Origin of the sequence: Anabaena sp. CCY 9402-a, from assembly GCF_963920945.1 — a bacterium.
Classification (GTDB): Bacteria; Cyanobacteriota; Cyanobacteriia; order Cyanobacteriales; family Nostocaceae; genus Trichormus; species Trichormus minutissimus.
On sequence record NZ_CAWUDL010000028.1, the window covers coordinates 47780 to 72509 of the forward strand.

Consider the following 24730-nt stretch of genomic DNA (forward strand, 5'->3'; position numbering starts at 1 on the left):
TGTTCTTCTACGGTGTACACACAAGTCTGATAAACTTATCCGGTATCTTTATGATCCCCCCTAACCCCTTAAAAAAGGGGGAACTAGAATCAAAGTCCCCCTTTTGAAGAGGGATTTAGGGGGATCAAACCATAGACGTGTGTACACCGTAACCCTGTTCTCCCCTGCTCTTTCGTTGGGGAGTGGGGGTAGTTCACTTTTAATATTTTAAATATGTATGTGTCCGATCGGTGTGCGTACCAGTCACTCAACTAATGCCCTAGAAACGGGTGTGGCCAAGCTTTGGCTATTGTTGGTAGGAGTGAATCAATACCAGGATGAGCAAATACCTTGTTTGCGTTACCCTGCTGTAGATTGTCAGGGTTTGGGAGCAGCATTAGATGCAGCAACTCTGGGATTTCCCCAAAGAGAGTTAAAAATTTACCACGATTTTGGTGAGCAGCCTTTATTAGAGAATGTGCGTGTCACTCTCAAAACAATGGCTGCTGCGACTAAACCGAGTGACACCATTCTGGTTTATTTTTCTGGACATGGGATACTTGACTCAATGAGTCAAGAGGTGGTGTTGTGTCTCCAAGATACTCAAAAAGATAACTTAATTAATACTGGGTTAAAGTTACAAGAATTATTACAGTTGTTGGCAGATTGTGATGCTGGTCAACAATTAGTCTGGCTAGATGCTTGTCATAGTGGTAATTTGACATTTTTGGGAGCGAGAAGAGAAATATCTCCGGAACTTAACCCTACGCCAGAATTAGTGGAAGTTTTGCGGCAACGTGCAGCCAAACAAAAGGGATTTTACGCTTTATTATCTTGCGATCGCAATCAGCAATCTTGGGAATTTCCTCAGTTAGGACATGGTGTATTTACTTACTATTTAATTAGGGGATTGCGCGGTGAAGCGGCAGACTCCCAAGGTATCATCGCAGCTGATGGACTTTACCGCTATGTTTATCACCAGACTTTAGCTTACATAAATAAAGCTAATCAACAGTTACGTGTGATTAATCAGCTAAAAAAAGGTCGTGGCGAAAGTTCTATTCATTCCGAATATCCCTCCCAAACCCCCAAGCGCATTGTTGAAGGGGTGGGGGACGTAATTTTAGGTATCAAACCCAATTCTAAAGGATCAACAAGACATCCCCGACAAGCACTAATTGTAGAAGGACTCCCCAAAAGCAAAACAGCCTCAGCTTTACTCAACATTCTCAGTACGGCGGGGAGTTTCGCCACTAACTATTGGACTGTGTGGGGTGACAACGCCAGTTCAGATATTCATAAAGCCATCCAAAAGTGTTTGCTGTCAGCATCTTTTGCTGCATCACCCCAAGATGTTGCAGTAGACAGCGCAACTGTATTTTTATATCTGCGAGGACAAATTCAGGAAACAGCCACAGGTGAAGCAGTATTAGTTTTAGCTGATGATGTAACTATCAGTCGTTCCTGGTTGAGAAAACAATTACGTCGTTGCAGTTCCCAACAGATTCTGATTTTAGATTGTCCTGGCCAAGCGGCGATCGCTGTAGCATCGGTGCGGGAGTGGGTAGAAGAATTGCAACTAGGAATAGAAACAGGCCAATGTTTAATTGCTTGTGCTACACCACCTGATAACCATGAACAATTTGCTGCTACTGTGTTGGCGATTCTCAATCAAGCAACTCCACCCTTGGGACTAACCGCAGCCGGATTAATCACCCAATTACAACTCGATTTAGCAACCACCGACAATCAACTATATTTCTGGTTATCTGGTTCTCAGGGAATCATTGAAGTTTTGCCAGAAAACACCTTGGTAGTTAGTGAGAGTGCTAACCAAAATGATGAAGATATAGATGATTTAAATTCCTCTGTTGGTGTAGATTACACACTACTACAAGACTTATTAAAAGCTGGGAGATGGTTAGAGGCGGATGGGGAAACCACAAACCTCATGCTAAAAGTTGCCAATAGAGAACAACAATGCCACTTAGACTTAGAAAGTGTAGTCAATTTTCCTCGTACTGACTTATCTACTATTGACAGACTTTGGGTGAAATATAGTCAAGGACGCTTTGGTTTCAGTGTTCAGCAACGCATCTGGCAAAGCATCAAAGGAACTGCGGCGACTGATCCACTAATGGCTTTGATGATTGGGAATGAACAAGCCGCCGCCGCCGAAACCTGCATTGATTTTGGTAATCGTGTCGGGTGGCGGTGGAAAGATGCTTGGGTGAATTATCCAGACCTCATCCCCGACGACAGCGCACCCGCAGGATATCTACCATATTTCGGCTTTTTTGAGCAGGTTTGGCGAGTCAAAGTTTTAGGTATTTGGGAATGGCACAGTGCGATCGCTACAGCATCTTGGTGGCGATTGTGTGAAGCTTTATTCGTTAGCTTAAACTAGTGTTAACAGTTTTTGGTTCTACAAAAGCTTGTCGACCTGTAATTAATCTAGAGCGACGATTACGAGTGATATAATTCCAAGCCCACTGAAATACTACTAGTAATTTCGTATCAAACTCGATTAAGAAGTAGATGTGAATTAATAGCCAAAATACCCAAGCAACGAAACCTTGGAGTTTGATTAAGCCTAAATCTACAACAGCTAAATTTTGCCCAATCATCGCCAAACTACCTACGTCATTGTAACGAAATTGTGGCAAAGTATGACCTTTAAGCCGTCGTTTAATGAGTTTAGCTACATACTCTCCTTGTTGTGTGGCTACGGGTGCAACACCAGGTAAGGGTTTACCATTTTGATGGGAGAAGTTGCCTAAATCTCCCACGACAAAAATGTTTTTATAATCCCTAATAGTCAAGTCCGGTTCTACAATCACACGTCCAGCATGATCGCACTCTACACCTGTACGATCTGCTAGGACTTGTCCCATTGGTGAAGCTTTAACACCTGCTGCCCACAATATAGTTTTTGAGGGAATTTCTTTTACTTCATCGCCTTTCTTGAAAGTAACGATGTCATTTTCAATATTTGTCACCCGCGTTTTAGTTTGGATTACCGCACCCAACTTTTCTAACGATTCTGCGGCTACTTGCGATAACTCTGGCGCAATGTGTGGGAGGATGCGATCGCCCCCTTGCAATAGTAAAATTTTTGTTTCTGAGGTGTTGATGCTGCGGAAATCTTCTTTGAGGGTTTTGTATGCCAATTCGGCGATCGCACCAGCTAATTCTACACCAGTTGGGCCACCCCCTACAATCACAAAAGTCAACCAAGCACGGCGTTTTTCGGGGTCATTTTCGCTTTCTGCTGCTTCAAATGCACCAAATATCCGGCGACGCATTTCTATCGCATCTTCAACAGTTTTCAAGCCAGGCGCAACGTCTTTCCAGTGATCTTTGCCAAAATAAGAATGGTTAGCACCTGTGGCAACAATTAATGTATCGTATGGTACTACTTTATCATCCAAAATAACTTGTTGCGCTTTGGGATTAATATCCTTTACTTCTCCCAGTAACACTTGTGTATTCTTGCTTTTGCTGAATACAGCTCGTAATGGTGAGGAAATGTCACCAGGTGATAGCGTACCTGTCGCAACTTGATATAAAAGCGGCTGAAATAGGTGAAAGTTGCGTTTATCGATCAGAGTAATGCTGACATTCGCTCTACCAAGAGTCTTTGCTGTATACAGTCCACCAAAGCCACCACCAATGATTACAACCTGATGTGGTGCATTCTTCTCAAGTGAAACTACCATAAAACATATTTCCTTTTGTTAAGAGGGTTGTAACTTTTCTTAACAAAGATGTAGCAGAATTATGATGTAGCTTGCCGTTTATTTAGAACAATTGAAAAAATAATGAAAGTAATGAAGAGTGCTGAGTGATGAGTTATGAGTTATGAGTTATGAGTTATGAGTTGAAAGACCACCCACTTTCTTGGGGGTATAACCCCTAGTGCAATAGTGCTGTAAAGCCCTGCGGGCATAGCTGCGCTTAGAGCGGAAGCAGGGCGTTGAGCAAGCACTCACTACGGTCAAAGTTAGCTAGTTTGCAATATGTGATACAATTATAGGCTTTTGGAAAATCTATACAGACAAAATATAGTGTAGGGCGACAATGCAAAAACTCCTTTTTTATAATAGAGATAGCTTCAGAGCGCAGGCACTATTCCTTGGGAAGAAGATTAACCTACAAAGTTTAGAGAATTACGTTTGTTTGGCAACAATGCCATTAATAGTTACAGTAGGTGAACATGGCTGTGCAGTGCTACTGGGCTATGGGGCAGTTGTTCTGTTTAACCTTGAGCCTGCGGAAAAGGCAGCCTTTTTGAGCAAACTATCCTCACAAGTTAGTGACTCTTTTACCGACCCCGAAACAGAAGAAGTAGAAGTGCATCTCAATATTGTGGAAAGTGAGCGAGTTAAGGAAGGAAAAATTTTCCTCCATGAATTTAGTGTAGAACGTTTACAAATAGTGGCTGATATTCTTGCTAAAAGTGTTGTTCTTTCTCATTATGAAACAAGCCTCGCAACTGTATTTGATCAAATTGAACCTTTTGCAGCTAGTCTTCAGAGTGACAACAGGAGTAAACGCAAGAGTCGGGAATTATTGCGTCAACTTGGGACTACCCTGTTAGTTCAACATAAGATTGTGGGTCGAGTAGAGATTATCGATAAGCCAGAGTTGCTGTGGGAGTCCCCACAACTAGAAAATTTATATCTGCGTTTAGAGGATGAATACGAAATCCGTGAGCGTCACAATGCCTTAGAACGAAAACTAGAGCTAATTTCCCAAACGGCACAAACAGTGCTGGAGTTTATGCAGCATAGCAGTAGCCAGCGAGTAGAGTGGTATGTGGTGATTCTGATTGTGGTGGAGATTCTGCTGTCACTTTACGACATCATTTTCAAAGGCTAACACTTAGTGGCGTTTTTGTAATGGTAATTCCAAGCGATCGCCTGGGCGTGGTTCAATGATCTGAGTCGAGAGTTGCTGTTTTGCTAACTGCGATCGCATTTCATCCCCACTTCCCACAGCCTTGAGAAACTTCACCAGCAATCCCTCATACATCACATCACCAGGGGATGCAGTAGGAAGCATAACTTGCGGTTGCAACCACTCTGCTACTTCTAAAGCCTTCTGTTGTCCTCTAATAATCGCCCCCACCACAGGCAAACTTAAATCAGTTATGGGGGTAATAACTACATCTATAGGGGCAAACTGTTTCAATTGGGGAGAGTGATAGCCGTGAGGCTCATAGTACAGCTTTAACCCCGTTGCTAGCTCTTGGAAAACATAACCATTTTCTATTAACGTTGGGCCAATTGGAGAACCAGGAACAGCAGTAATTTCCACTTGCTGATTTAAATTGTCAGTTTCCCCATGAGCCAGAGTTGTCACAGCAGTATAACCCAACTCCCGTACTACCTTCGCCCCATTAGGAGAAGCCACCACCGGAATATTCCGGTCAAGTTGCTTCAGTGTTGGTGGGTGAGCATGGTCTTCCAAACCTTGGGACAACACAATTAAATCAATATTATCTGGGATAGGACGTTCTTGAGTCAGTGAACCTTTGAATAGCCAATCTACGTTAGCAAAGGTTAGCGAACCAACCAACCAAGGATCTATAAGTATTCTTTGTTGACCGATTTCCAGTAGCCAACTGTTGCTGTCTAACCAAGTTAAATACATAGTCAAATATTCAAGATAACACCTACCTTCATTGTGACATTATCGGGAATTGGGAATTGGCAATTGGGCAATTCAATGAGTAGATTTTGGATTGATGATTTTGGATTGGGATTTAATCTAAAATCTAAAATCTAAAATTCTTTTCCCACTCAGTACAGGCTAAACGCCTTGCTACCGCTCTAAGCGCAGCTATGCCCGCAGGGCTTTACACCACTTTCAAGGCAAAATAAACCCGTACTTCCGCAGTACAGCCTTAACTTGATTGTCAGTGGTTAAAAACTGAACAAACTCCTTAGCCGCATTAGAGTTTTTACTGCTTTTGACCACAGCTAACGGATAAATAATCGGCGAATGGTATTTTTCATCAGCAGCCACTACAACCTTTACTTTGTCAGATATCTTGGCATCGGTTGAGTAAACTAGACCGGCATCCGCATTACCACTTTCTACCACAGCTAAAACCTGACGCACATTATTGCCATAGACTAATTTTGGCTGAATCTGTGGTAATAACTTGAGCTTCTGCAACACTTGTTGAGCGTATTGTCCTGCGGGTACGCTCCTCGGTTCACCCATCGCCACCCGCTTGATATTTGCATCTCTTAAATTATAGAAGCTAGTAACACCAGTCCTGTTCTTAGGAACAACCAAGACTAGGCGATTCTTTGCTAGGATAGCTCGTGTACCTGGAAGTAACAACCCTTTCTGCTCTAAAGCATCTATTTGTTTTTTAGCCGCAGAAATAAACACATCTGCTGGCGCACCTTGTTCAATCTGTTGTTGCAAAGCACCAGACGCACCAAAGTTATAACTAATATTGATATTAGGATTATTCTTTTGATAGAGAGGTTTAATTTCTTCTAGTGCATCTTTCATACTGGCAGCCGCAGATACCAGTAGATTGACATTAGATTGCGCTACTACAGGGGAGGGTGTCATAAAAGGCCAGCCAACCGCTATCAAACAGCTAGCAACTGCCGCACCAAGAAAAGCAATAATTTGTCTTCGTTTCATAGGAAAATCAGGTTTAGATAGAATTAAGGCTTGGTAGGATCGTACCTGTATAAATTCGATACTTACCAACTAAATTGGTAACATTATGCCACGAAAAGAACAAGGATGGATCACTTTTCAAACATCGGAAGACGAGCGCAAACTTTTAGAAGACTTCTGTCAGCAGTCTCAGCGCACGAAAACTGAGATATTGCGGGAACTTGTGCGTGGTCTTCATCAGCAACCCGCACCACCAAAATCATTACCAACCACAGAGGAAGACAAGGTAGAAAAAAAAGATACTCAGAATTTGGAATTAGAAGTTAATGCTCCTAAAAAACTCTTAAAAGTTAGCTCCCGCAATATTCTTAAGGGTGTGGTGAAAAAAGTTGTCCCTGGTGCTGTGAATAGTGAAGTGACTCTAGAGATTGTTCACAGAGTAGAGTTAACCTCTATTATTACCAGAATGTCAGCTGAAGAATTAGAACTGGTTGAAGGTGTAGAAGCCTATGCAGTAATTAAATCAAATGATATTGTAATTGCCAGAGAATAAAGGAAAAGTTAAAAGTGCTGTACCCTACCAAGCTAACAGCACTTTTAACTTCACCGTGTTTACGAATTACGTAAAGCCTGCGGCACAGCTGCGCTTAGAGCGTAGCGGGGCGGAGCATCGTTATGAATTACAAACTCTACCACCAAACAAGAAATGCTCAAGCAGCATTGCTTAAGCATTCACTCAATTCAATTCAATTTATTCTATTGAACTTAGTAACGGTTACGGTTGTAGCCACCACCACCGCCGCCGCCGCGATTACCACCGCCGCCACCACCAAATGAACCTCTGTCTTCTTTGGGTCTGGCCTTGTTCACTTTAAGATCACGACCCATCCATTCAGCACCGTCAAGAGCATCAATGGCTGCTGTTTCTTCAGCTTCAGATTCCATTTCTACAAAGGCAAAGCCACGTAAGCGACCTGTTTCGCGATCAGTAGGGATTTGAACCCGCTTTACAGTCCCGTATTCTGCGAAAACAGCAGTGAGGGTATCTTGTGTCACTTCGTAAGAGAGATTGCCTACATAAATTGACATTTATATGTCTCCAAAATCATCAGATCAGTTTGTAGAGATTTAGATTTCGGAGAGAGTCTGCAAATACCAAAAGGGAAAAGCCTGTCAATACTAAAAACAAACACTATAACCGAATGTAATTCTCAGAGCATATCCTAGCACATACAGTTTGTTATGAGGGAGAAACTTGAGAAAATGTTATATAAATACACATTAACACTGATATCTATAGAGAAATATGTAGTTAATAATACTGAATTATAACTTGTTTAGTATTAGTTTAAACGAATGTTTGACCGCAAAGATAAAAAATATTTTCCATTCAGGTAAGCATAAATCAAATCTTGTTTAGTAGTAAACGATTTATCGCTCAGAACTAGTAGTTCATCAAGTTTGAATTGATGGATAAGCAAGTTTGTAGTAAGGACTTTAGTCCTGATTTTTCTAAGGACTAAAGTCCTTACTACAAACCATCAAAACTAACTTGACACAGTAATAGGATGAACAGAAATAAAGTCTTTACTACAAATAACAAACCAACTTTGCTGCATTATTCAGTAAATTGTCGTGATATACCAACTTTATCATGATAAAGTTGGTATATTTTTAATTATCAACAAATAGCCCTGCTGGATAAGGCTTTTTTGAGTAGCCAACACTAGACTCAATCACGCCCAAGCCAATACTTTCACATTAACTCTTGTCTAGAATTATCATGCCACTGGATTTTTCACCCCTCTGGATATCCCTCAAAACCTCATTATTTGCCACAGTTATCACGTTCTTTTTGGGAATTGCGGCTGCTTATTGGATGTTGGGATATCGTGGCAAGGCTAAATCTTTAATTGAAGGGGTTTTTGTAGCTCCCTTGATTTTACCCCCTACAGTTGTGGGCTTTTTGTTACTGCTGTTTTTCGGGAAAAATGGCCCGATGGGGAAACTCATGCAGCCTTTTGATTTAAGTATAGTATTTACTTGGTATGGGGCAGCGATCGCAGCTACAGTTGTCTCTTTCCCGTTAATGTATAAAACTGCGCTGGGGGCTTTTGAACAGATTGATGGTAGTCTCCTCCAGGTAGCTAGAACCCTTGGTGCGAATGAGGCTAAAATTTTTTGGCGCATCAGTTTACCTCTAGCATTCCCTGGGATTTTAGCAGGTGCATCTTTGGCCTTTGCCCGTGCGCTGGGTGAATTCGGTGCAACGTTGATGTTAGCGGGTAATATTCCTGGGCAAACCCAGACAATCCCAATGGCAATTTATTTTGCTGTGGAAGCCGGCGCGACAGATGAAGCTTGGTTTTGGTCGCTGGCGATTATGATTGTCTCGCTATCAGCGATTATTGCTGTCAACTTTTGGCAGGAATTAAGGGGAAGGGGAGGGAAGACGCAGGGGAGCAGGAAGAGAAGTTGCCAGGAGGGTTTCCCTCCAAGCAAACTTCGCGGAGCAGGGGAGCAGGGGGGTGAAATTTCGGTGTTGTCGGCTGCGACTGCAAAAGTGAAACTGTTTGTAGATATTGAGAAGCGATTGCCGAGTTTTAACCTGAAGGTGGCATTTAATACCGATGAGCAGCCCTTGGGATTGTTGGGGGGTTCAGGAGCGGGTAAGAGTATGATTTTGCGCTGTATTGCGGGAATTGAGACACCCACGAAAGGGCGCATAGTTTTAAATGACAGAGTATTGTTTGATTCAGAAAAAGGAATTAATCTACCTAGCCGCGATCGCCAAGTTGGGTTTTTAGTGCAGAATTATGCTCTGTTCCCGAATATGACAGTGGCGCAAAACATCGGTTTTGGCTTACCCAAAGAAATTTCCAATGGGAAAGTGCGATCGCAAATCGAAGAGTTACTAATATCCATGCAATTAAAAGGATTAGGCGAACGATACCCACACCAACTTTCTGGCGGACAGCAACAACGAGTAGCTTTAGCCAGAGCCTTAGCAAGTCTTCCAGAAACCTTACTTTTAGATGAACCTTTTTCTGCACTTGATACACATCTGCGTAGTCAACTAGAACAACAAATGACGAAAACTCTAGCTGAATACCAAGGTGTAACTTTATTTGTCACCCATAATATGGAAGAAGCTTATCGCGTTTGTCCTAATTTATTGGTGATGGAGCATGGTAGAGCCGTACATCATGGTTCTAAATACGAAATATTCGAGCATCCGGCTACTGTGAGTGTTGCCCAAATCACAGGGTGTAAGAATTTCTCTAGTGCGATCGTTCACTCATCGCAAGAGATAGAAGCAGTTGATTGGGGTTGTCGGTTGCAAGTGAACGAACAAATTCCCCAAGAAATCACCCATGTTGGCATCCGCGCCCATCATATTATATTTACCAAAGACCCAGCACAAGCCAACACCTTTCCTTGCTGGTTAGCAAGAACCAGTGAAACACCTCACCGCATGACACTATTTTTAAAACTTAATTCTCCCGCCAATTATTCACAAGACTATCACCTGCAAGCAGAAGTCTTCAAGGAGAAATGGGTAACTATCAAAGATCAACCCTTTCCTTGGTATGTGCGTTTAGATCCCCTCCGCCTGATTTTGATGGATAGTCAAAATAATTCGTAATTCGTAATTCGTAATTCGTAATTGTCATTAGTTTTTCTCCCCCTGTCCCCTGTCCCCTGTCCCCTGTCACCTGTCCCCTGTCACCTATTCCCACTCCCCAAATCCTGTGTTTCAATATGAAAGCCATTTTAATGATGTGATGGAGTATGCCACAGAAAGCAGCCGCTTTGAGGTTTGTAATTTTGCTAGGTTTTGTTAGCCTCTGTGCCGATGCTACCTATGAAGGAGCGCGTAGTATCACGGGGGCTTATTTAGAAGTTTTGGGAGCTAGCGGCACTGTGGTGGGCTTGGTAGCTGGGTTTGGAGAACTTATTGGCTATGGCTTTCGCTTAGTAATTGGTTATCTCAGCGACCAAACAGGTAAATATTGGGGAATCACAACTTTGGGTTACTTTATCAATACCGCCGTTGTGCCACTGTTAGCCTTAGCTGGTAGGTGGGAAGTAGCCGCAGGTTTAATGATGGTTGAACGCACCGGTAAAGCCATTCGTACTCCCCCACGAGATGCGTTGCTTTCCCACGGTGTGAGTCAAATTGGCAGAGGCTTTGGCTTCGGATTACATGAGGCAATGGATCAAACTGGTGCTGTCATGGGGCCTTTAGCTGTGGCGGCAATGGTATATTTTCAGGGCGAATATCGCAACGGCTTTACAGTATTAATTGTGCCTGCGGTTTTAGGATTGATAGTGTTAGGAGTTTTGCAATTTATCTATCCCAATCCGAGTGATTTTGAAGAAGAAACTGAAGAGAGTCCCAAAGAGGAAAAATTACCGCGCATATTTTGGATTTATCTGGGTGCTGTGGCAATTATCGCCGCAGGTTATGCAGATTTCCCTTTAATTGCTTTTCACTTTCAAAAACAAGGTATTGCGACGGGGCAAACCATACCTCTGTTCTATGCCTTGGCGATGGGAGTAGATGCCGTAGCAGCGTTAATATTTGGCTATTTCTTTGACCGCATTGGCATTTTTGTGTTGATGATTGCTGCTTTGCTATCATCTTTATTTGCGCCATTAGTCTTTTTAGGAAATACCCAACTTGCGCTTTTAGGCATAGCCTTTTGGGGCATTGGCATGGGGGCGCAAGAATCAGTTTTAAAAGCTGCGATCGCAGGCATAGTTCCCAAGCACAAACGCGCCACAGCCTACGGTATTTTCAGCACTGGTTATGGTCTAGCTTGGTTTTTAGGTAGTACATTGATGGGTGTTTTATATGACCACGCAATAAATATGCTGATAGTCTTTTCTTCAGCAACTCAACTATTAGCAATAGTCTTTTTTGCCTGGGTAAAACTGCAAGCTGATAGTAACAATATAGTGCTGACCAAAGAAGGATAATAGTAGGATGAATTGAGGCCAGCAGGGGAGGTAGGGGTGCAGGGGAAGCAGAGGGGCAGAAGTTATTCAATGCGTGAATTTTGAATTTTTATGCCCAATTACTAAACCTGTAAGGCTTTAAACCACTTATTAACAAAGGTATTAATAGTTTGTTTAATTTGATGTTTGCGATTCCATCTCTGGAAAGCCATTTCATACTCTTCACCTTTAGTCAGAAAAATATTCCAAACATCAAGCCCAACGGCTAAACCACAGAATAGTAACAGGTACAGCGACCAAGAAATAGTACCGCCACCTAAAAAATCTACCGAGATGAAAAAAGCATTAACAATGCTGTAATTACCCAAACGTTTCTTAAATCGTGTGAGACGGTAAGTATTAAATGCTTGACGTTGCTGAATTTCGCGATTTTGCGATCGCCAGTCTTTCTCTGCTAAGTTGACAGTCTCAGGAGATATATCTAACTCCTGGGCTATTTCTAAGATTTGCTCATAGCTAAACTCTTTATCTTGATCATCAGCTTGCCGGGCGATCGCTAGCTGTAAAATCCTTTGTATATCCTCTTGGCTATAAAAACGGTTGTTTTGAGTCTCAAAGTCCGTCATAGTGTCATCTCTTAGGTATTTTCTTAATCAAGATTGATCACCCGCTAGCTATAAGCTAGGTTGCATCGTTCCAGCTGTTGCACTACCCCTACACTAACAAATATTTAATGGAGTACGTGACATATTTCCCGCGCCGCACTCCGGGTTAGACTAGTTCGCGGTGCGAAACCCAAAAGCCCACAATAAAGGATCAAAATTCGAGTAAATGCAAAAAGTCCAGAAATGGTCGGCTCAAAAAAATAATCAGTTAGTGCTGATATTGCTAGTTGGGGGATTGCTGTTTCGCGCAATAATTGCTTTCTGTATGTACCCCACCTTTGATGAAGCTTATTACTACCTCTACAGTCTGCATCTAGACTGGAGCTATTTTGATCATCCAGTTTTTGTGGCTCTGACAACTGGTTTTGGCCCGTGGTTAACTGGAAATGTGTCCCAATTCACAATTCGCCTGGGAACGCTGATTTTATATACAGGCAGTTTGCTGCTACTGTATCTAACTAGCAATAGACTATTCTCTCCTAGAACAGCCTGCCTGACTTTAGCCATTGCCACAATCAGTCCGATTTTTCAAGTTGGCTTTGGCATCCTAAGTCTGCCTGATAGTCCACTGATGTTTTTTTGGTCAGCCAGTTTATATTGTGCCGTCAATGAATTTTTTCGGCAGCCAGGAAATCAAAAGCATAGCCTGTGGAAGAATGAGTCCGGCTCATCTAATTTATATGTCCCTAGTTACCGCTTGAGCTACCTTGGTATCCTGGTGGGATTAGCCTGCAATAGCAAATATCATGGTTTTGTTTTAGGACTGGGACTAATTGGTTTTTGTTTAACGAGTCCACCTCATCGTTGTGTTGTGCGTTCCCCTTGGGCATGGCTAGGGTTAGGCTTATTTGTCATCACGATCTTCCCGATTTTGTTTTGGAATATGCAGCATGATTGGGTTTCCTTTCGTTTTCAATCAGAGCGAGCGATACCAAGGGGTGGCTACAATCTGCTGAGTGTAGCGGCTGTCTATTTAGCCGGAGTAGCTTATCTGTTCCCAACTATAGGATTGCCACTTTGGTGGGTGAGTTTACGACCATTGGTGTTAAGAACAATGCCACTTTTTTCTCACAAATCACTAACCTCTAAGGGAGATTTAGATGGGACTAAATTATTGAGTTTATGGCTATCTCTGCCTTTAACTTTAGGGTTTACTCTCATCGGAGGATATCGGCAAATTTTGCCAGCTTGGTCGATGCCTGGATTTTGGGCAGCAACTTTGTTATTAGGGCAACAGGCAACTCTCTGGGAGCAGCATCAGCGACGTTGGGTGCGGCGATGGCTCTTAGGTTCGGGAATTATGGTTGCTAGCATTTTACTTATTGCTCTGCTGCAAGTAACAACAGGAATACTGCAAAAGCCTAGTCAATACGCTTTAATGGGAGGGTTCTTATCTCCCAAAGACGACCCTTCTACAGAACTAATTGATATTCAGCAAATGCGGCGTGGCTTTGCTTCTTCTCCTATCTTGAGTGCAGCCCTAGAGAACTCTAGCTTTATATTTACCAATCGCTATTATTTAGGTGGGCCAATTGCTATGTCCCTGAAACCTCTAGCGAACGTCCCGATTACTTGCTTTGACATTGGCAAAGATTTGCGTGGGTTTGCTTTTTGGTCAAAAGCGGATCAATGGTTAGGGGAAAACGCATTGTACATTACTACTGCCCCCTTTAAGAATAGAAAAGATTTAATGGCTAATTATCGAACTTACTTTAGTAGCTTGACTGAGATTGAAACAATACCAATTAGAAGAGGTGGGGTGGTAATCAATATTATTTATGTCTATCAGGCTAAAACACTTTTAAAGCCCTACCCCCGGTCTTACGGAATTTGACGGTTAATCTCATCGCACCCCATACTTTTAACTAGGCTGACGAAATGCGTAAATTTCTTTAATCACGGCTACCCAACCATCAGAGACAGATTCTAAAATGCGATCGCCTTTTTCTTTGGTAGCTGTGGTAGGATCACCAATTACACCACTTTTACTAATATCTTTTGTCACCCACGCCACAGGTAACTTACCTTCCCAACTCAGTAAGCTACCTTCTGGCTGTTCTGGCGGATACTCAGCCACAGCTTGATCTAACTTCACCTGATCTGGTAAAATCGCCAACATAATACTAGTTTCAGCATCCCCAGCGTGCATTCCTTGAGTTGCTTCTTTCGGTGTCAGCAATTCTTTAGTGATATGAGGCACACGCCAAGTAAAAAGCGGAAATACTGAAAAGTCACCATACTTAACGTGCAAATCCCGCGCCGCCATTTGCATAACTTGGGGTTGCCCCCCGTGGGAATTCATCAATACCAGCTTTCTAAATCCAGCACGGTAGATACTTTCTGCCACTTCCATAATTGTGGCTGTGAGTGTTTCTGTGCTGAGGGTAATCGTACCGGGAAAGTGCCAGTGTTCGTTAGATTTACCATAATATAAAGTCGGTAAAGCATAGGCGGGAATATTAGCATCCAACTTAGACAAAGCCTTGCCTAAAACTCCTACACTAATAGCAGCATCAACAATCAATGGTAGATGAGGCCCGTGCTGTTCAATTGCCCCCACTGGTTGGATGATGACTACATTTTCCTTATTTGGCATACCCTGAATCTCAGTCCAGGTGAGGTAGGGAAAAAACCGTTCTGGGGGAATAAAACTGTGCATTTTTATGGAAGGGAATAGGTGACAGGTGATAGGGGACAGGTGATAGGGGACAGGTGACAGAAAATAGGAAATAGAAAATAGAAAATAGAAAATAGAAAATAGGAAATAAGAAATAGGAAATAGGAATTGATACCTTTCACCTTTGCCATTTTACCTTTTTACTTCCCAATCCCCAATCCCCTGTCCCCTATCACCTGTCACCTGTCACCTGTCACCTGTCCTCTAGCCCTTAACCCCTAATTCAGCGCATAATAACCAAATCTTAAACATTCACCAGGAGGATAATCAATGGTTGAAGATAATGGTTCAATTCGTACTTTATCCGTTGATATTGGCGGTAGTGGTGTGAAAGCGATGGTGTTGGATATCGCGGGAAACCCTGTGACAGAAAGGGCGCGTGTGGATACACCCCAACCTGCAACACCGGAGGTAGTGATCAATGCCATTATGGTATTAGCAGCTGCCCAAGGTGATTTTCATCGGGTTTCTGTAGGGTTTCCTGGTGTAGTGCGCTGTGGTGTAACTGAAACAGCCGTCAACTTACATTCATATTGGATTGGGTTTGACTTAGAAACAGCATTGTTACAACAACTAAATAAACCTGTGCGGGTGATTAACGATGCGGATATGCAAGGCTTTGGGGCAATTAAAGGTAAGGGTGTGGAATTGGTGATTACTTTAGGTACAGGCTTTGGTTCAGCTTTATTTGTGGATGGTAAATTAGTGCCGAACATGGAAATGGGACATCATCAGTTTCGGAAGGATGAAACTTACGAAGAACAGCTAGGAAGGGCGACGTTAGAGAAAGTTGGGCAAAAAAAATGGAATCGTCGTTTAGAAAAGGCGATCGCATCTTTGCAAAAGCTGTTTAATTATGATTATCTCTATATTGGTGGTGGTGAAGCAGTAAAAGTAAATTTTCAACTACCTTTAAATGTCCGACTCATTCCTAATGTCAGTGGTTTATTAGGTGGTATTGCTTTGTGGCGGGAGTAGAGAGAGGTGACAGGTGACAGGTGACAGGTGACAGGGGATGCAGGGGATGCAGGGGATGCAGGGGATGCAGGGGATGCAGGGGGAGAAAAACTAATGACTTTTGACTTTCGACTTTTGACTTTTTTCTGCCCCATACCCCATTCGTATTACTTCTTAATTAAAAAATACGCGTTAGCATATTCCGGTAGTTTACTGATAGATTGCCGGAATGATTGTTGATTGGGGAAAATACCTGCTAAATAATCTAGTTGGTACAGGTTGGGTAAAAATGCTCCGCCTGTATCTGCAATTACACCCATTTGTAGCTGTTTGCGTCCGCCTTGAGTATGTTCCATGACAACAACTCTGCCTAAACCAATATTCAAGACATCGCCAGCAAAAGTTACTCCTGGTTTAATAGAAATTTTGGCATCTATTTTATATCCATAACCTTTAATGGCATCAACTTGTCTAAAATACCAATAACGCTTTTGGGCTGTTGCCTTTAAACCTCGGATGTAAGACATTCCATTATTTCTATCAACGTTAAAAAATGCTTGAGAACCATCTATAAAATTAATCAGGATTGTTCCTTGCATTAAGGCTTCTTCTAAACCATTGCGGGTTAAATAAGCTAAGGGTGCGACTTTGCCAAATTCTTTGCCACCTGGCTCATAAATTCCTGATATAACATCTTGTTTTGTATATTTTGTGTAGAATTTATCTGTGACTGCATTATCTTTTAAACTGTAGATAGGTGTATTGTAGGTTGATGTTTTTTTACGTGTGCCTGGATGGATAAATACAGCATATTTAGTAATTCGTAATTGCTTTTGTTTTGGGGCTTCTGGTTTATAGGCTGTCCATCGAATAACCCGAAAATTTTTATTGATAAAATCGGTATTTTGTAACCGTGTAGTGCGCTTATTAGCAATATCTTCCCTGAGAACTACAATCATGAAATCTAGAGTTTTTAAGATATCTGCTGTAGTAACTTTTTGCGTACTTAGCAATCCCGGTCTTAAAATATCTGGATCTGCTGCACCGTGTTCTTGAAAATATTTTCTCGTATTCACGAGTACACTTAATAAATCTGACTGATTAAATTTAACGTTAGTGGTTGGTAGTTTTGCTGCTGATAAAACTTGATTACCATTGACACTATATTTATATTTTCGCCATTCATCAACAATGGGATAACTGACAGATGTGGTCGCCAAATTTTGGTCAGACTTGGATATATTATATTGATTTACTTGCTCATCATTTCTCTGCAAAAAATTGACATTAACAGACGTAGATTGCAGAGAAGTCTGAGAAATGCGTGATGCACTAATAGGATTATTTAATTGTTGGTTTACAGATAAACTTTCAACATCCTGAGATTGTTTAGCTAGCTCTTGATTTTTGGTGTGATTATATAGATGACTACCAGTTAAACCTACCAGTAACAATGCAGCAATCCCTACTGTCACCCTGAGTTTTTGGCTGAATAGAATACTCATAATTTAAAAAATTTCGCAATCTATAATTCTGTCATGTATTAGTAGCACATTTGACAAGGCATTAAACTTCTTCCAGTATTTGGGAGAAACTCAGCCTAACAGTGCATTATAACCTGCACTCCCATCCACTAAACTAAGGAGTAGGGAGTAGCACTTTTTCAAAATACAACACAAATACCCCTAATAAAACCTCCGCGCCCCTCTCCACCTCCGCGCCCCTCTGCGTTAAAAAATGCAATTAAAAATTATCACAGCATCTGAAAAAAAATCCTCCTAGGGATTCATGAAAAAATATCTGTATTTTTCCACAATCTCTAACACATATTATTGCTATTCTGTCAATGCGTAAGTTATATACGAATAGAATCAAATGCTACTGTTAGTATCTGCACATTGCAGTTTAATTATCCGTATTTAGCAAAAAATTAAAACAAAATGTTAAGTATCCCCACCAATCAATCTCTACCTCGTGCGCCGCAATTGGTGACATCCCTACCAGGAAAGAAAGCTTTAGCTATTGTAGAACGCGATCGCACCGTAACTTCTCCTTCTTACACCCGCGACTATCCCCTAGTGGTGGCTCGTGGTGAGGGTTGTATGCTAGAAGACGTAGACGGCAATGTGTTTCTAGATATGACCGCAGGTATTGCTGTCACCGCCACCGGTCACGCCCACCCGGAAGTAGTCAAGGAAATTCAGTCACAGGCGGCGCGGTTGTTGCATATGTCGGGGACGGATTTTTACTATGAACCGATGGTAGAACTCGCCGAACATTTAGCGATTCGCGCCCCCTTTCCCCACGGTGGGAGGGTATTTTTCACCAACTCCGGCGCAGAGTCTAACGAAGGAGCGATGAAACTAGCTCGATATTACACCAAGCGATCGCTAATCGTGGCCTTTTTAGGTGCATTTCATGGACGCACCTACGGCGCAATGTCTCTAACTGGTTCTAAAACAGTCCAACGCGCCCATTTCGGCCCCTTAGTTCCAGGGATAACTCATATTCCCTACGGGACTCACGCCAGTCTTGACCACCTAGAACAACAGTTATTTAACACCATCCTACCGCCCCATGAAGTAGCCGCCATCATAGTAGAACCCATTCAAGGAGAAGGTGGTTACATAGTCCCTGAAGATGGATTTTTAGCCAGAATCCGGGATATCTGCAATCGTCACGGCATCTTAATGGTAGTTGATGAAGTGCAATCAGGTATGGGACGCACCGGACGCTTATTTGCGATCGAGCATTGGGGTGTAATGCCTGATATTATTACCACAGCCAAAGGTCTAGCCAGTGGTTTACCATTAGGTGCAATTCTCGCCCGTCCTGAGTTAATGACCTGGCCACCTGGTTCTCACGCCACCACCTTTGGCGGAAACCCCGTAGCTTGTGTAGCAGCTATTACGACGTTGCGACTATTAGATAGTGGGTTGATGAGTAACGCTACCCAAATGGGAGAATTGCTAAAAGCTGGACTGACCAAACTGCATGAAAAATTTCCCAGAATGTCCCGACCGAGGGGGATAGGCTTGATGGTAGCAGTCGATTTATTCGATGCAGATGGAAATTATGATATCAGATTGCGCGATCGCATTATTCAATCCGCCTTCTTACACGGTCTGCTATTACTAGGTTGTGGTAAAGCCGCCATACGTTTTTGTCCCCCCCTAGTCATCGAACCCGACCAAATTCAAACCGCCTTGGATATTCTCGCTGAGATTTTGCATTTGGAAAGGGAATAGGGACAAATCAATTAAAAATTAAAAATTAAAAATTAAAATGAAGCCTGAAATTGCTTGTCATCTCTGGGAATCACTTTGGCAAGAATATAAAGCCAGGGTTAATTATGCCCAAACTTATGAACAAATGATTACTGCGGCGGGTGGAACAGTCGCCAATGACCATATCGCCTTTCGGTCTTTGCGGATGGTAGTTGATAGTCCTCAAGGTCAAGTTAACTTAGGAATAAACTATCTAGGACAAATCGCCGAAGCCTTGGGTTACGAACCAGTTGGGGAATATACTTTTCCTCAAACTCACCTTTATGCTCGTTACTATCACCATCCACAACAAGTAGAATTTGACTTACCCAAGCTGTTTATTAGTGAGTTAATTGTAGATGAATTACCTGATAATATTGCCAAACTAATTTATCAAACAGTATCTACAATTCAGCATCAATTGACTTTTCCCTTCCTACAAAAAGAGGGGGACAATGAAAGTATTACTCAACAACTCCGAACAGCTTTTACTCGCCCTTGGCAAATTCCCCTACGTTCTACAATAGAAGTAGTAAATCAAGTTACGCAATATGGTGCTTGGGTGCTGTTACATGGTTACGCTGTCAATCATTTTACTGGCTACGTGAACCGCCAAAATGCGCCAGCATACCCAGATATAGATACTACTGCGAGTGGTTTAGCTAGTTTGGGTGTACCGATGAAAGCAGAAATTGAGGGTGATGTTACCTGTGGTTTACGTCAAACCGCCACCGCAGCAGTGAAGGAAATGGTCACAGTCATCGATGATATTAGCGGTGAAGAAATGCAAATTCCTTGGACTTATGCCTATTATGAAATTGCCCAACGTTATTTACTAGAAGTAGCACCAGGTAAGCAAGAACTTTTTCAGGCTTTTTTAGGGAAAAACGCCCAGCAATTGTTTGAAATGACGCGACAATAAAGAGATGCTAGAGATAAAATCTACCGTAGAGGAAATATTACCTGGTGGCAGTGACCCCCAGTCTTTTGACTGGAATGAAGCTTGGTATCCTGTCCACTACCTAGAAGATTTAGATAAATCAAAACCAACTGCTTTTACTCTGTTGGGTCGAGATATCGTCATTTGGTGGGACAAGCAATCTCAGTCCTGGCAAGTATTTACAGACCAGTGTCCCCATCGTCTCGCACGACTTTCTGAAGGCAGAATTAATGAAGAAGGACTATTAGAGTGTCCTTATCACGGTTGGTCTTTTTCTGGTGATGGCAATTGTCAGCGCATTCCCCAGCAGCCGCAAGGCGGACAGGCGGAGACTTCCCAACGCGCTTGCGTGGCATCATTGCCTAGCACTGAACGGCAGGGTATGTTATTTGTGTATGCTGGCAACCCAGAAAACGCCACTAAAACTAAAATTCCCGTCATTGAACCATTAGAAACATCGCCTGATGGGTGGGTTGTCATCAATACCTTTAGAGATATACCTTATGATGCACTCACACTGCTAGAGAATATACTTGACCCCAGCCATGTTGCTTTCACCCATCACAGCACAGTAGGAAATAGAAAAAACGCCGCGCCTTTGGAATTAGAGGTAGCAAAATCTGACAAACATGGTTTTAAAGGCATTTGGAAGCAAGGAGTAAAACCTGGACAAACCGGAGAGTTATCCACAACCTTTGTTGCACCGGCTTTAACGTGGCATGATATCAACGCAGAACGCGGTAGAATTCTGACTGTTGTCTACGCTACACCCATCCGCAAAGGTGAATGTCGTTTATTCGCCCGTTTTCCCTTTAAGTTTCCTTCTAAACTGCCGGGTATATTTATTAAGTTGAGGCCGCGCTGGTACTATCACCTGGGGCAGAATGGCGTTTTAGAAGATGACCAAATTTTTCTCCACTATCAAGAACGCTATCTAGAAGCGAAAGGCGGTAGTCCGAATTTTTCTAAAGCCTTCTATCTACCGACAAAAGCAGATAGTTTTGTGTTTGAATTGCACCAGTGGGTGAATAATTACAACGCTGAACCGTTTCCTGGGGAAGCTTTTCCACCGCCAATTCCTCAAGAATATTTACTAGAAAGGTATTATTCCCATACAGAAAAGTGTGCCAGTTGTAGAACTGCGTTGGCGAGGATTGAGCAATTAAGGTTTTGGAGTGGCGTAATAGCTGCTGTTTCTTTAGCAAGTAGCCCGATATTGTCGTTATTTTTAGATATCACATCAGTTCCGGTGATAGTTTTGGAGACAGTAACGCCTATTATCTTCGGTGCAGCATGGTTAGGCTTAACCAAACTCCGCAAGCAATTCTATGAGGGGCAAACTGTACCGCCACGTAATTTGGGGAGATAACGGGACAAGGGAAGGAAGACAAGGGTAGAAAAACTAATGACTAATAGACCGCTTGCAAAAGTTATAGCGTCCTTCTTTGCGCCTTCCCTGCGAGACGCTCCGCGAATGCGCCTACCTTTCGGGTTCTGCCTTGCAGTATGCGCGAAACAAAAAAAATATTTATGGAAGAGGTCGAATGACTAAATCCCGATTTTCCAACTTACTCATGTAGAAGCTATTGAAAGCATGAGATGGAGCAAAAAAAGTGCAAATTACTAAGCGTAATGTGGAGTTAAGAGTAGATGATAGCTTGATGCGGGTTTATGTTGCTTCTCCTAAACCAGCAGGCGTTTACCCTGGGATTTTATTCTACAGCGATATCTACCAATTGGGTGATGCAATGCTGCGTCTAGTGAACTATCTAGCTGGATTTGGCTATGTGGTAGCAGCACCGGAAATTTTTCATCGTGTTGAACCAATTGGGATGGTGATTCAGCCGGATGATTTGGGGAGAATGCGGGGTAATGATGATGCGCGGCGAACTGCGATCGCAGAATATGATGCTGATTGTCGTGCTATGATTGATTTTCTTAAAGGTGAAAGTGCAGTTAATCCCAACAAAATCGGCACTCTCGGCTTTTGCATCGGTGGTCATTTAGCCTTTCGAGCCGCCTTTGCTAGTGAAATTAAAGCCTCCATCTGCTGCTACCCTACCGGCATTCCTAGCGGCAAACTAGGTAAAGGAGTCGCTGATACCATCAAGCGAGTCAATGAAATCACCAGTGAAATGTTATTAATACTGGGTACGCTCGACCCCCACATCCCAGAAAATGACCGTCACACACTAATTACAGCCTTAGAACAAGCTAAAATCCCCCACCAAGTGCATCTGTATGAAGCAGAACATACATTCATGCGCGACGATGGTTATCGCTACGACGCAGCCGCCTCTACCTCAGCTTGGGCGGAAATCATCGCTTTCTTGAGAAGGGTGTTGTAATTAGGTGATAGGTGACAGGGGATAGGGGATAGGAAGAATAAATATTGCACAATTACGAATTACAAATTCATACTTGTAACTGATGCCAACAGGACGAAAAACTGGTCAAATAGAGGTATCGTTGCCTACAGGGAGTGATGACAGAGCGCGTTTTAATTCTGGGAGGAAGGGGGCGCATTGGTAGCAGTGTTGCCCAGGATATAGCTACCCACACCCAAGCAAAAATTACGATCACGGGGCGTTCCCCAGAGATGGGTAAGGGGGTTGATTTTCCTTTGCTGGTGTTGGACTTGGCAGAGGTTGACAAGTTACGGGAAGCGATCGCAAATTCAGATATAGTTATCCATTGTGCGGGGCCGTTTCATTACCGTGATGCTAATGTTCTCAAACTCTGCATTGAACACGGGGTTAACTATTTAGATGTTAGTGACCACCGTTCTTTTACCAGCAAGGCTTTAAATTATCATGAACAAGCTGTAGCTGCTGGGGTGACAGCTATTGTTAATACTGGTATTTTCCCCGGCATTTCTAATAGCATGGTACGCCAAGGTATCGAGCAATTTGATGAGCCAAAAAAAGTACATTTAAGTTATTTAGTTGCTGGTTCTGGCGGTGCTGGTATTACCGTTATGCGAACCACATTTTTAGGATTGCAACATCCTTTTCAGGCTTGGATAGATGGACAATGGCAATTAATTAAGCCATATAGTGAGAGAGAAATTATCAATTTTCCCTCTCCTTATCAACGCAGTGGTGTTTACTGGTTTGATATGCCAGAAACTTTCACAATTCCCCATGCTTTTCCGAATATAAACACCGTGATTACGAAGTTTGGTTCAGTCCCAGATTTTTATAATCATCTGACTTGGATTGCCGCTCATATTTTTCCTAAGTGGTGGATGCAGCGTCACAGCACAATTGAGTTTTTATCTCACGTCAGTCATTTGATGACAGATGTCACCAATATTTTTAGTGGTATTGGCGTAGCAGTGCGATCGGAAGTTACGGGAAAAATAAATGGTAAGGATGCCGTTTATTGCTCTAATTTAGTCTATGAAAATACCGCAGTTGCGGCTGGTTGCGGCACAGGTAGTATTGCCCAATTATTATTGGCAGGTAAACTCAAAAAACCAGGAGTTTGGCCAGTAGAAGCCGCACTACCAACAGATTTGTTTCAGCAAGCTATGGAAAGTCGTCACATTAACATTGAGCATCAACTAATCAGTTAACGCTGAAAAATTCAGGAATATTCAGTCAGATTTTTTACCATTACTCACAATCTGAGCCAGCATATATCCTGTTAAGTCGAGTAACTGATCCAGCAAAAAGCCAATGACACCTATATAAATTATTGCCTCCAATATATAATTGATGTTGACAGATTTATATCCATTCCAAGCCAGAGAACCCAGTCCTTTTTGATCTATTAGCATTTCTACAGCAATTACTGTAAACCATGCTACCCAAACCCCAACTTTCAGAGCATGAAATATATGAAATATAGCTACTCGAAAGTTATTATCTTGTCTGCGAAAATGTCGCATACCGATGGCTGTGTTGATTAAAATTGTCCAGAAGGTAGCGACAAAAATTACTACCGCAACTGCTGATTCTTTCTCTGGAAATATAACCAACATGATAGGTAGCCAAGCTACAGGGGGGATGCTATGGGGTATCTGAACTATTCGTCTAAATATTTCATAAATTGCGCCATTGACTCCGATTAAATATCCAAAAAAACTACCTACAACAGCAGCAGGAATGTAACCAACAAATAATCTTTGTAGGCTATATAACAAATCTAAAAATATACTTCTATCCATGCCTCAGTTCTAATCTGGAACGACAAAAAACACTGCGGCAATCACAAAAATCAAAAGCTAATAAAAAGCAAGCCTGTCACTCTGGTTAATTTAACTTTATCAGAAAATTGAATTTTGATATAAAAACTAAATAAATATTTCAATATTTGTATTAAGTAGGTAGGTGGTAAAATTTTTAGGTATGCCATTGCGAACGTAGCGCAGCTGTCGCCTTAGCGATACGCAAGGGTTTTGAATAATTTACCTAAGTTAAGCTCGTTAATTGGTTCTGTTGAACGGTTAACTGGTTTAAGTATTGCCAGCAATGGCTAGTTGATTTTAAGGTGTGTCGATGAAAGAGAAAGCCTAAAAAGTGATTTTTAGAATCACCGCACTTTTAGGGCGGTGAGAACGTCAAAGAATTCCTAAGACTTTAGGACTTACGCATTGACAGAATAACAAAATAGTGAATTGATGAATATAGGT

20 protein-coding genes are annotated in these 24730 nt (G+C 42.2%); 12 read left to right on the plus strand and 8 right to left on the minus strand.

The window, feature by feature from the left end; all coding sequences use genetic code 11:
• Positions 1-217 precede the first annotated feature (217 nt).
• Positions 218-2386, plus strand: a complete 2169-nt coding sequence (locus ACM0OR_RS12485) for a GUN4 domain-containing protein (RefSeq protein ID WP_414576457.1) — start codon at positions 218-220, stop codon at positions 2384-2386.
• Here ACM0OR_RS12485 and ACM0OR_RS12490 read toward each other — a convergent pair.
• On the minus strand, positions 2373-3698 hold the full coding sequence (locus tag ACM0OR_RS12490; protein ID WP_323265475.1) for an NAD(P)/FAD-dependent oxidoreductase: 1326 nt from the start codon (positions 3696-3698) through the stop codon (positions 2373-2375). The genes ACM0OR_RS12485 and ACM0OR_RS12490 overlap by 14 nt on opposite strands.
• Positions 3699-4059: 361 nt before the next feature.
• On the opposite strand from ACM0OR_RS12490, the gene ACM0OR_RS12495 reads away from it, so the two are divergent.
• Positions 4060-4860, plus strand: a complete 801-nt coding sequence (locus ACM0OR_RS12495; RefSeq protein ID WP_323265476.1) for an RMD1 family protein — start codon at positions 4060-4062, stop codon at positions 4858-4860.
• A gap of 3 nt (positions 4861-4863) precedes the next feature.
• Here ACM0OR_RS12495 and ACM0OR_RS12500 read toward each other — a convergent pair whose 3' ends face one another.
• Positions 4864-5634 carry an MBL fold metallo-hydrolase gene (locus tag ACM0OR_RS12500; RefSeq protein ID WP_414576459.1) on the minus strand — a complete coding sequence of 257 codons (771 nt, stop codon included), beginning with the start codon at positions 5632-5634 and terminating at the stop codon, positions 4864-4866.
• A 216-nt stretch (positions 5635-5850) separates the two neighbouring features.
• Positions 5851-6648: a molybdate ABC transporter substrate-binding protein gene (modA, locus tag ACM0OR_RS12505; protein WP_414576460.1), complete on the minus strand. Its 798-nt coding sequence runs from the start codon at positions 6646-6648 to the stop codon at positions 5851-5853.
• An 85-nt stretch (positions 6649-6733) separates the two neighbouring features.
• Here modA and ACM0OR_RS12510 point away from each other — a divergent pair, with 85 nt between their 5' ends.
• Entirely contained in the window at positions 6734-7180 is a 447-nt protein-coding gene (locus tag ACM0OR_RS12510) for a molybdopterin-binding protein (protein WP_323265478.1), read from the plus strand.
• A 212-nt stretch (positions 7181-7392) separates the two neighbouring features.
• Here the strand turns inward: ACM0OR_RS12510 and ACM0OR_RS12515 are convergent, their stop codons facing one another.
• Positions 7393-7716, minus strand: a complete 324-nt coding sequence (locus ACM0OR_RS12515; protein ID WP_190706500.1) for an RNA recognition motif domain-containing protein — start codon at positions 7714-7716, stop codon at positions 7393-7395.
• Positions 7717-8410: 694 nt separating this feature from the next.
• On the opposite strand from ACM0OR_RS12515, the gene modB reads away from it, so the two are divergent.
• The gene (gene modB / locus ACM0OR_RS12520) at positions 8411-10273 is read left to right on the plus strand and encodes a molybdate ABC transporter permease subunit (RefSeq protein ID WP_414576461.1); all 1863 of its coding nucleotides are present in this window, start codon (positions 8411-8413) and stop codon (positions 10271-10273) included.
• A 146-nt stretch (positions 10274-10419) separates the two neighbouring features.
• Positions 10420-11610, plus strand: a complete 1191-nt coding sequence (locus ACM0OR_RS12525; RefSeq protein ID WP_414576462.1) for an MFS transporter — start codon at positions 10420-10422, stop codon at positions 11608-11610.
• A gap of 101 nt (positions 11611-11711) precedes the next feature.
• On the opposite strand, the gene ACM0OR_RS12530 is transcribed toward ACM0OR_RS12525, so the two are convergent.
• Positions 11712-12215: a 2TM domain-containing protein gene (locus tag ACM0OR_RS12530; protein WP_414576463.1), complete on the minus strand. Its 504-nt coding sequence runs from the start codon at positions 12213-12215 to the stop codon at positions 11712-11714.
• Positions 12216-12420: 205 nt separating this feature from the next.
• Here ACM0OR_RS12530 and ACM0OR_RS12535 point away from each other — a divergent pair, with 205 nt between their 5' ends.
• Positions 12421-14088: an ArnT family glycosyltransferase gene (locus ACM0OR_RS12535; RefSeq protein WP_414576465.1), complete on the plus strand. Its 1668-nt coding sequence runs from the start codon at positions 12421-12423 to the stop codon at positions 14086-14088.
• A 27-nt stretch (positions 14089-14115) separates the two neighbouring features.
• Here ACM0OR_RS12535 and ACM0OR_RS12540 read toward each other — a convergent pair whose 3' ends face one another.
• Positions 14116-14913: a creatininase family protein gene (locus ACM0OR_RS12540; protein ID WP_414576467.1), complete on the minus strand. Its 798-nt coding sequence runs from the start codon at positions 14911-14913 to the stop codon at positions 14116-14118.
• A gap of 288 nt (positions 14914-15201) precedes the next feature.
• On the opposite strand from ACM0OR_RS12540, the gene ACM0OR_RS12545 reads away from it, so the two are divergent.
• Positions 15202-15909 (plus strand): ROK family protein, encoded by a 708-nt coding sequence (locus ACM0OR_RS12545; RefSeq protein ID WP_414576469.1) that lies wholly within the window; start codon positions 15202-15204, stop codon positions 15907-15909.
• 146 nt (positions 15910-16055) lie between these two features.
• Here ACM0OR_RS12545 and ACM0OR_RS12550 read toward each other — a convergent pair whose 3' ends face one another.
• Positions 16056-17393, minus strand: a complete 1338-nt coding sequence (locus tag ACM0OR_RS12550; RefSeq protein WP_414576470.1) for a hypothetical protein — start codon at positions 17391-17393, stop codon at positions 16056-16058.
• 435 nt (positions 17394-17828) lie between these two features.
• On the opposite strand from ACM0OR_RS12550, the gene ACM0OR_RS12555 reads away from it, so the two are divergent.
• The 5 genes from ACM0OR_RS12555 to ACM0OR_RS12575 all read left to right on the plus strand — a co-directional run bounded on the left by ACM0OR_RS12555 (position 17829) and on the right by ACM0OR_RS12575 (position 23671).
• The gene (locus ACM0OR_RS12555) at positions 17829-19136 is read left to right on the plus strand and encodes an acetyl ornithine aminotransferase family protein (protein WP_414576471.1); all 1308 of its coding nucleotides are present in this window, start codon (positions 17829-17831) and stop codon (positions 19134-19136) included.
• A gap of 37 nt (positions 19137-19173) precedes the next feature.
• Complete coding sequence (locus tag ACM0OR_RS12560; RefSeq protein ID WP_414576473.1) at positions 19174-20076, plus strand: DUF1338 domain-containing protein; 903 nt, start codon at positions 19174-19176, stop codon at positions 20074-20076.
• Positions 20077-20080: 4 nt separating this feature from the next.
• Positions 20081-21463: a Rieske 2Fe-2S domain-containing protein gene (locus ACM0OR_RS12565; protein ID WP_414576475.1), complete on the plus strand. Its 1383-nt coding sequence runs from the start codon at positions 20081-20083 to the stop codon at positions 21461-21463.
• A 244-nt stretch (positions 21464-21707) separates the two neighbouring features.
• Positions 21708-22442 (plus strand): dienelactone hydrolase family protein, encoded by a 735-nt coding sequence (locus ACM0OR_RS12570; RefSeq protein WP_414576477.1) that lies wholly within the window; start codon positions 21708-21710, stop codon positions 22440-22442.
• 137 nt (positions 22443-22579) lie between these two features.
• Positions 22580-23671: a saccharopine dehydrogenase family protein gene (locus ACM0OR_RS12575; protein ID WP_414576478.1), complete on the plus strand. Its 1092-nt coding sequence runs from the start codon at positions 22580-22582 to the stop codon at positions 23669-23671.
• A 21-nt stretch (positions 23672-23692) separates the two neighbouring features.
• Here the strand turns inward: ACM0OR_RS12575 and ACM0OR_RS12580 are convergent, their stop codons facing one another.
• Positions 23693-24265 carry a nitrate transporter gene (locus ACM0OR_RS12580; protein WP_323268343.1) on the minus strand — a complete coding sequence of 191 codons (573 nt, stop codon included), beginning with the start codon at positions 24263-24265 and terminating at the stop codon, positions 23693-23695.
• Positions 24266-24730: the final 465 nt, after the last annotated feature.

Excerpts from the sequence above, each read along its gene's own strand:
- modB (WP_414576461.1), top strand. The coding sequence starts at position 8,411 with ATGCCACTGGATTTTTCACCCCTCTGGATATCCCTCAAAACCTCATTA.
- ACM0OR_RS12495 (WP_323265476.1), top strand. The coding sequence starts at position 4,060 with ATGCAAAAACTCCTTTTTTATAATAGAGATAGCTTCAGAGCGCAGGCA.
- ACM0OR_RS12580 (WP_323268343.1), bottom strand. The coding sequence starts at position 24,265 with ATGGATAGAAGTATATTTTTAGATTTGTTATATAGCCTACAAAGATTA.
- ACM0OR_RS12565 (WP_414576475.1), top strand. The coding sequence starts at position 20,081 with ATGCTAGAGATAAAATCTACCGTAGAGGAAATATTACCTGGTGGCAGT.
- ACM0OR_RS12530 (WP_414576463.1), bottom strand. The coding sequence starts at position 12,215 with ATGACGGACTTTGAGACTCAAAACAACCGTTTTTATAGCCAAGAGGAT.
- modA (WP_414576460.1), bottom strand. The coding sequence starts at position 6,648 with ATGAAACGAAGACAAATTATTGCTTTTCTTGGTGCGGCAGTTGCTAGC.
- ACM0OR_RS12510 (WP_323265478.1), top strand. The coding sequence starts at position 6,734 with ATGCCACGAAAAGAACAAGGATGGATCACTTTTCAAACATCGGAAGAC.
- ACM0OR_RS12525 (WP_414576462.1), top strand. The coding sequence starts at position 10,420 with ATGCCACAGAAAGCAGCCGCTTTGAGGTTTGTAATTTTGCTAGGTTTT.
- ACM0OR_RS12545 (WP_414576469.1), top strand. The coding sequence starts at position 15,202 with ATGGTTGAAGATAATGGTTCAATTCGTACTTTATCCGTTGATATTGGC.
- ACM0OR_RS12540 (WP_414576467.1), bottom strand. The coding sequence starts at position 14,913 with ATGCACAGTTTTATTCCCCCAGAACGGTTTTTTCCCTACCTCACCTGG.
- ACM0OR_RS12560 (WP_414576473.1), top strand. The coding sequence starts at position 19,174 with ATGAAGCCTGAAATTGCTTGTCATCTCTGGGAATCACTTTGGCAAGAA.
- ACM0OR_RS12575 (WP_414576478.1), top strand. The coding sequence starts at position 22,580 with ATGACAGAGCGCGTTTTAATTCTGGGAGGAAGGGGGCGCATTGGTAGC.
- ACM0OR_RS12515 (WP_190706500.1), bottom strand. The coding sequence starts at position 7,716 with ATGTCAATTTATGTAGGCAATCTCTCTTACGAAGTGACACAAGATACC.
- ACM0OR_RS12555 (WP_414576471.1), top strand. The coding sequence starts at position 17,829 with ATGTTAAGTATCCCCACCAATCAATCTCTACCTCGTGCGCCGCAATTG.
- ACM0OR_RS12490 (WP_323265475.1), bottom strand. The coding sequence starts at position 3,698 with ATGGTAGTTTCACTTGAGAAGAATGCACCACATCAGGTTGTAATCATT.
- ACM0OR_RS12550 (WP_414576470.1), bottom strand. The coding sequence starts at position 17,393 with ATGAGTATTCTATTCAGCCAAAAACTCAGGGTGACAGTAGGGATTGCT.
- ACM0OR_RS12485 (WP_414576457.1), top strand. The coding sequence starts at position 218 with ATGTGTCCGATCGGTGTGCGTACCAGTCACTCAACTAATGCCCTAGAA.
- ACM0OR_RS12535 (WP_414576465.1), top strand. The coding sequence starts at position 12,421 with ATGCAAAAAGTCCAGAAATGGTCGGCTCAAAAAAATAATCAGTTAGTG.
- ACM0OR_RS12500 (WP_414576459.1), bottom strand. The coding sequence starts at position 5,634 with ATGTATTTAACTTGGTTAGACAGCAACAGTTGGCTACTGGAAATCGGT.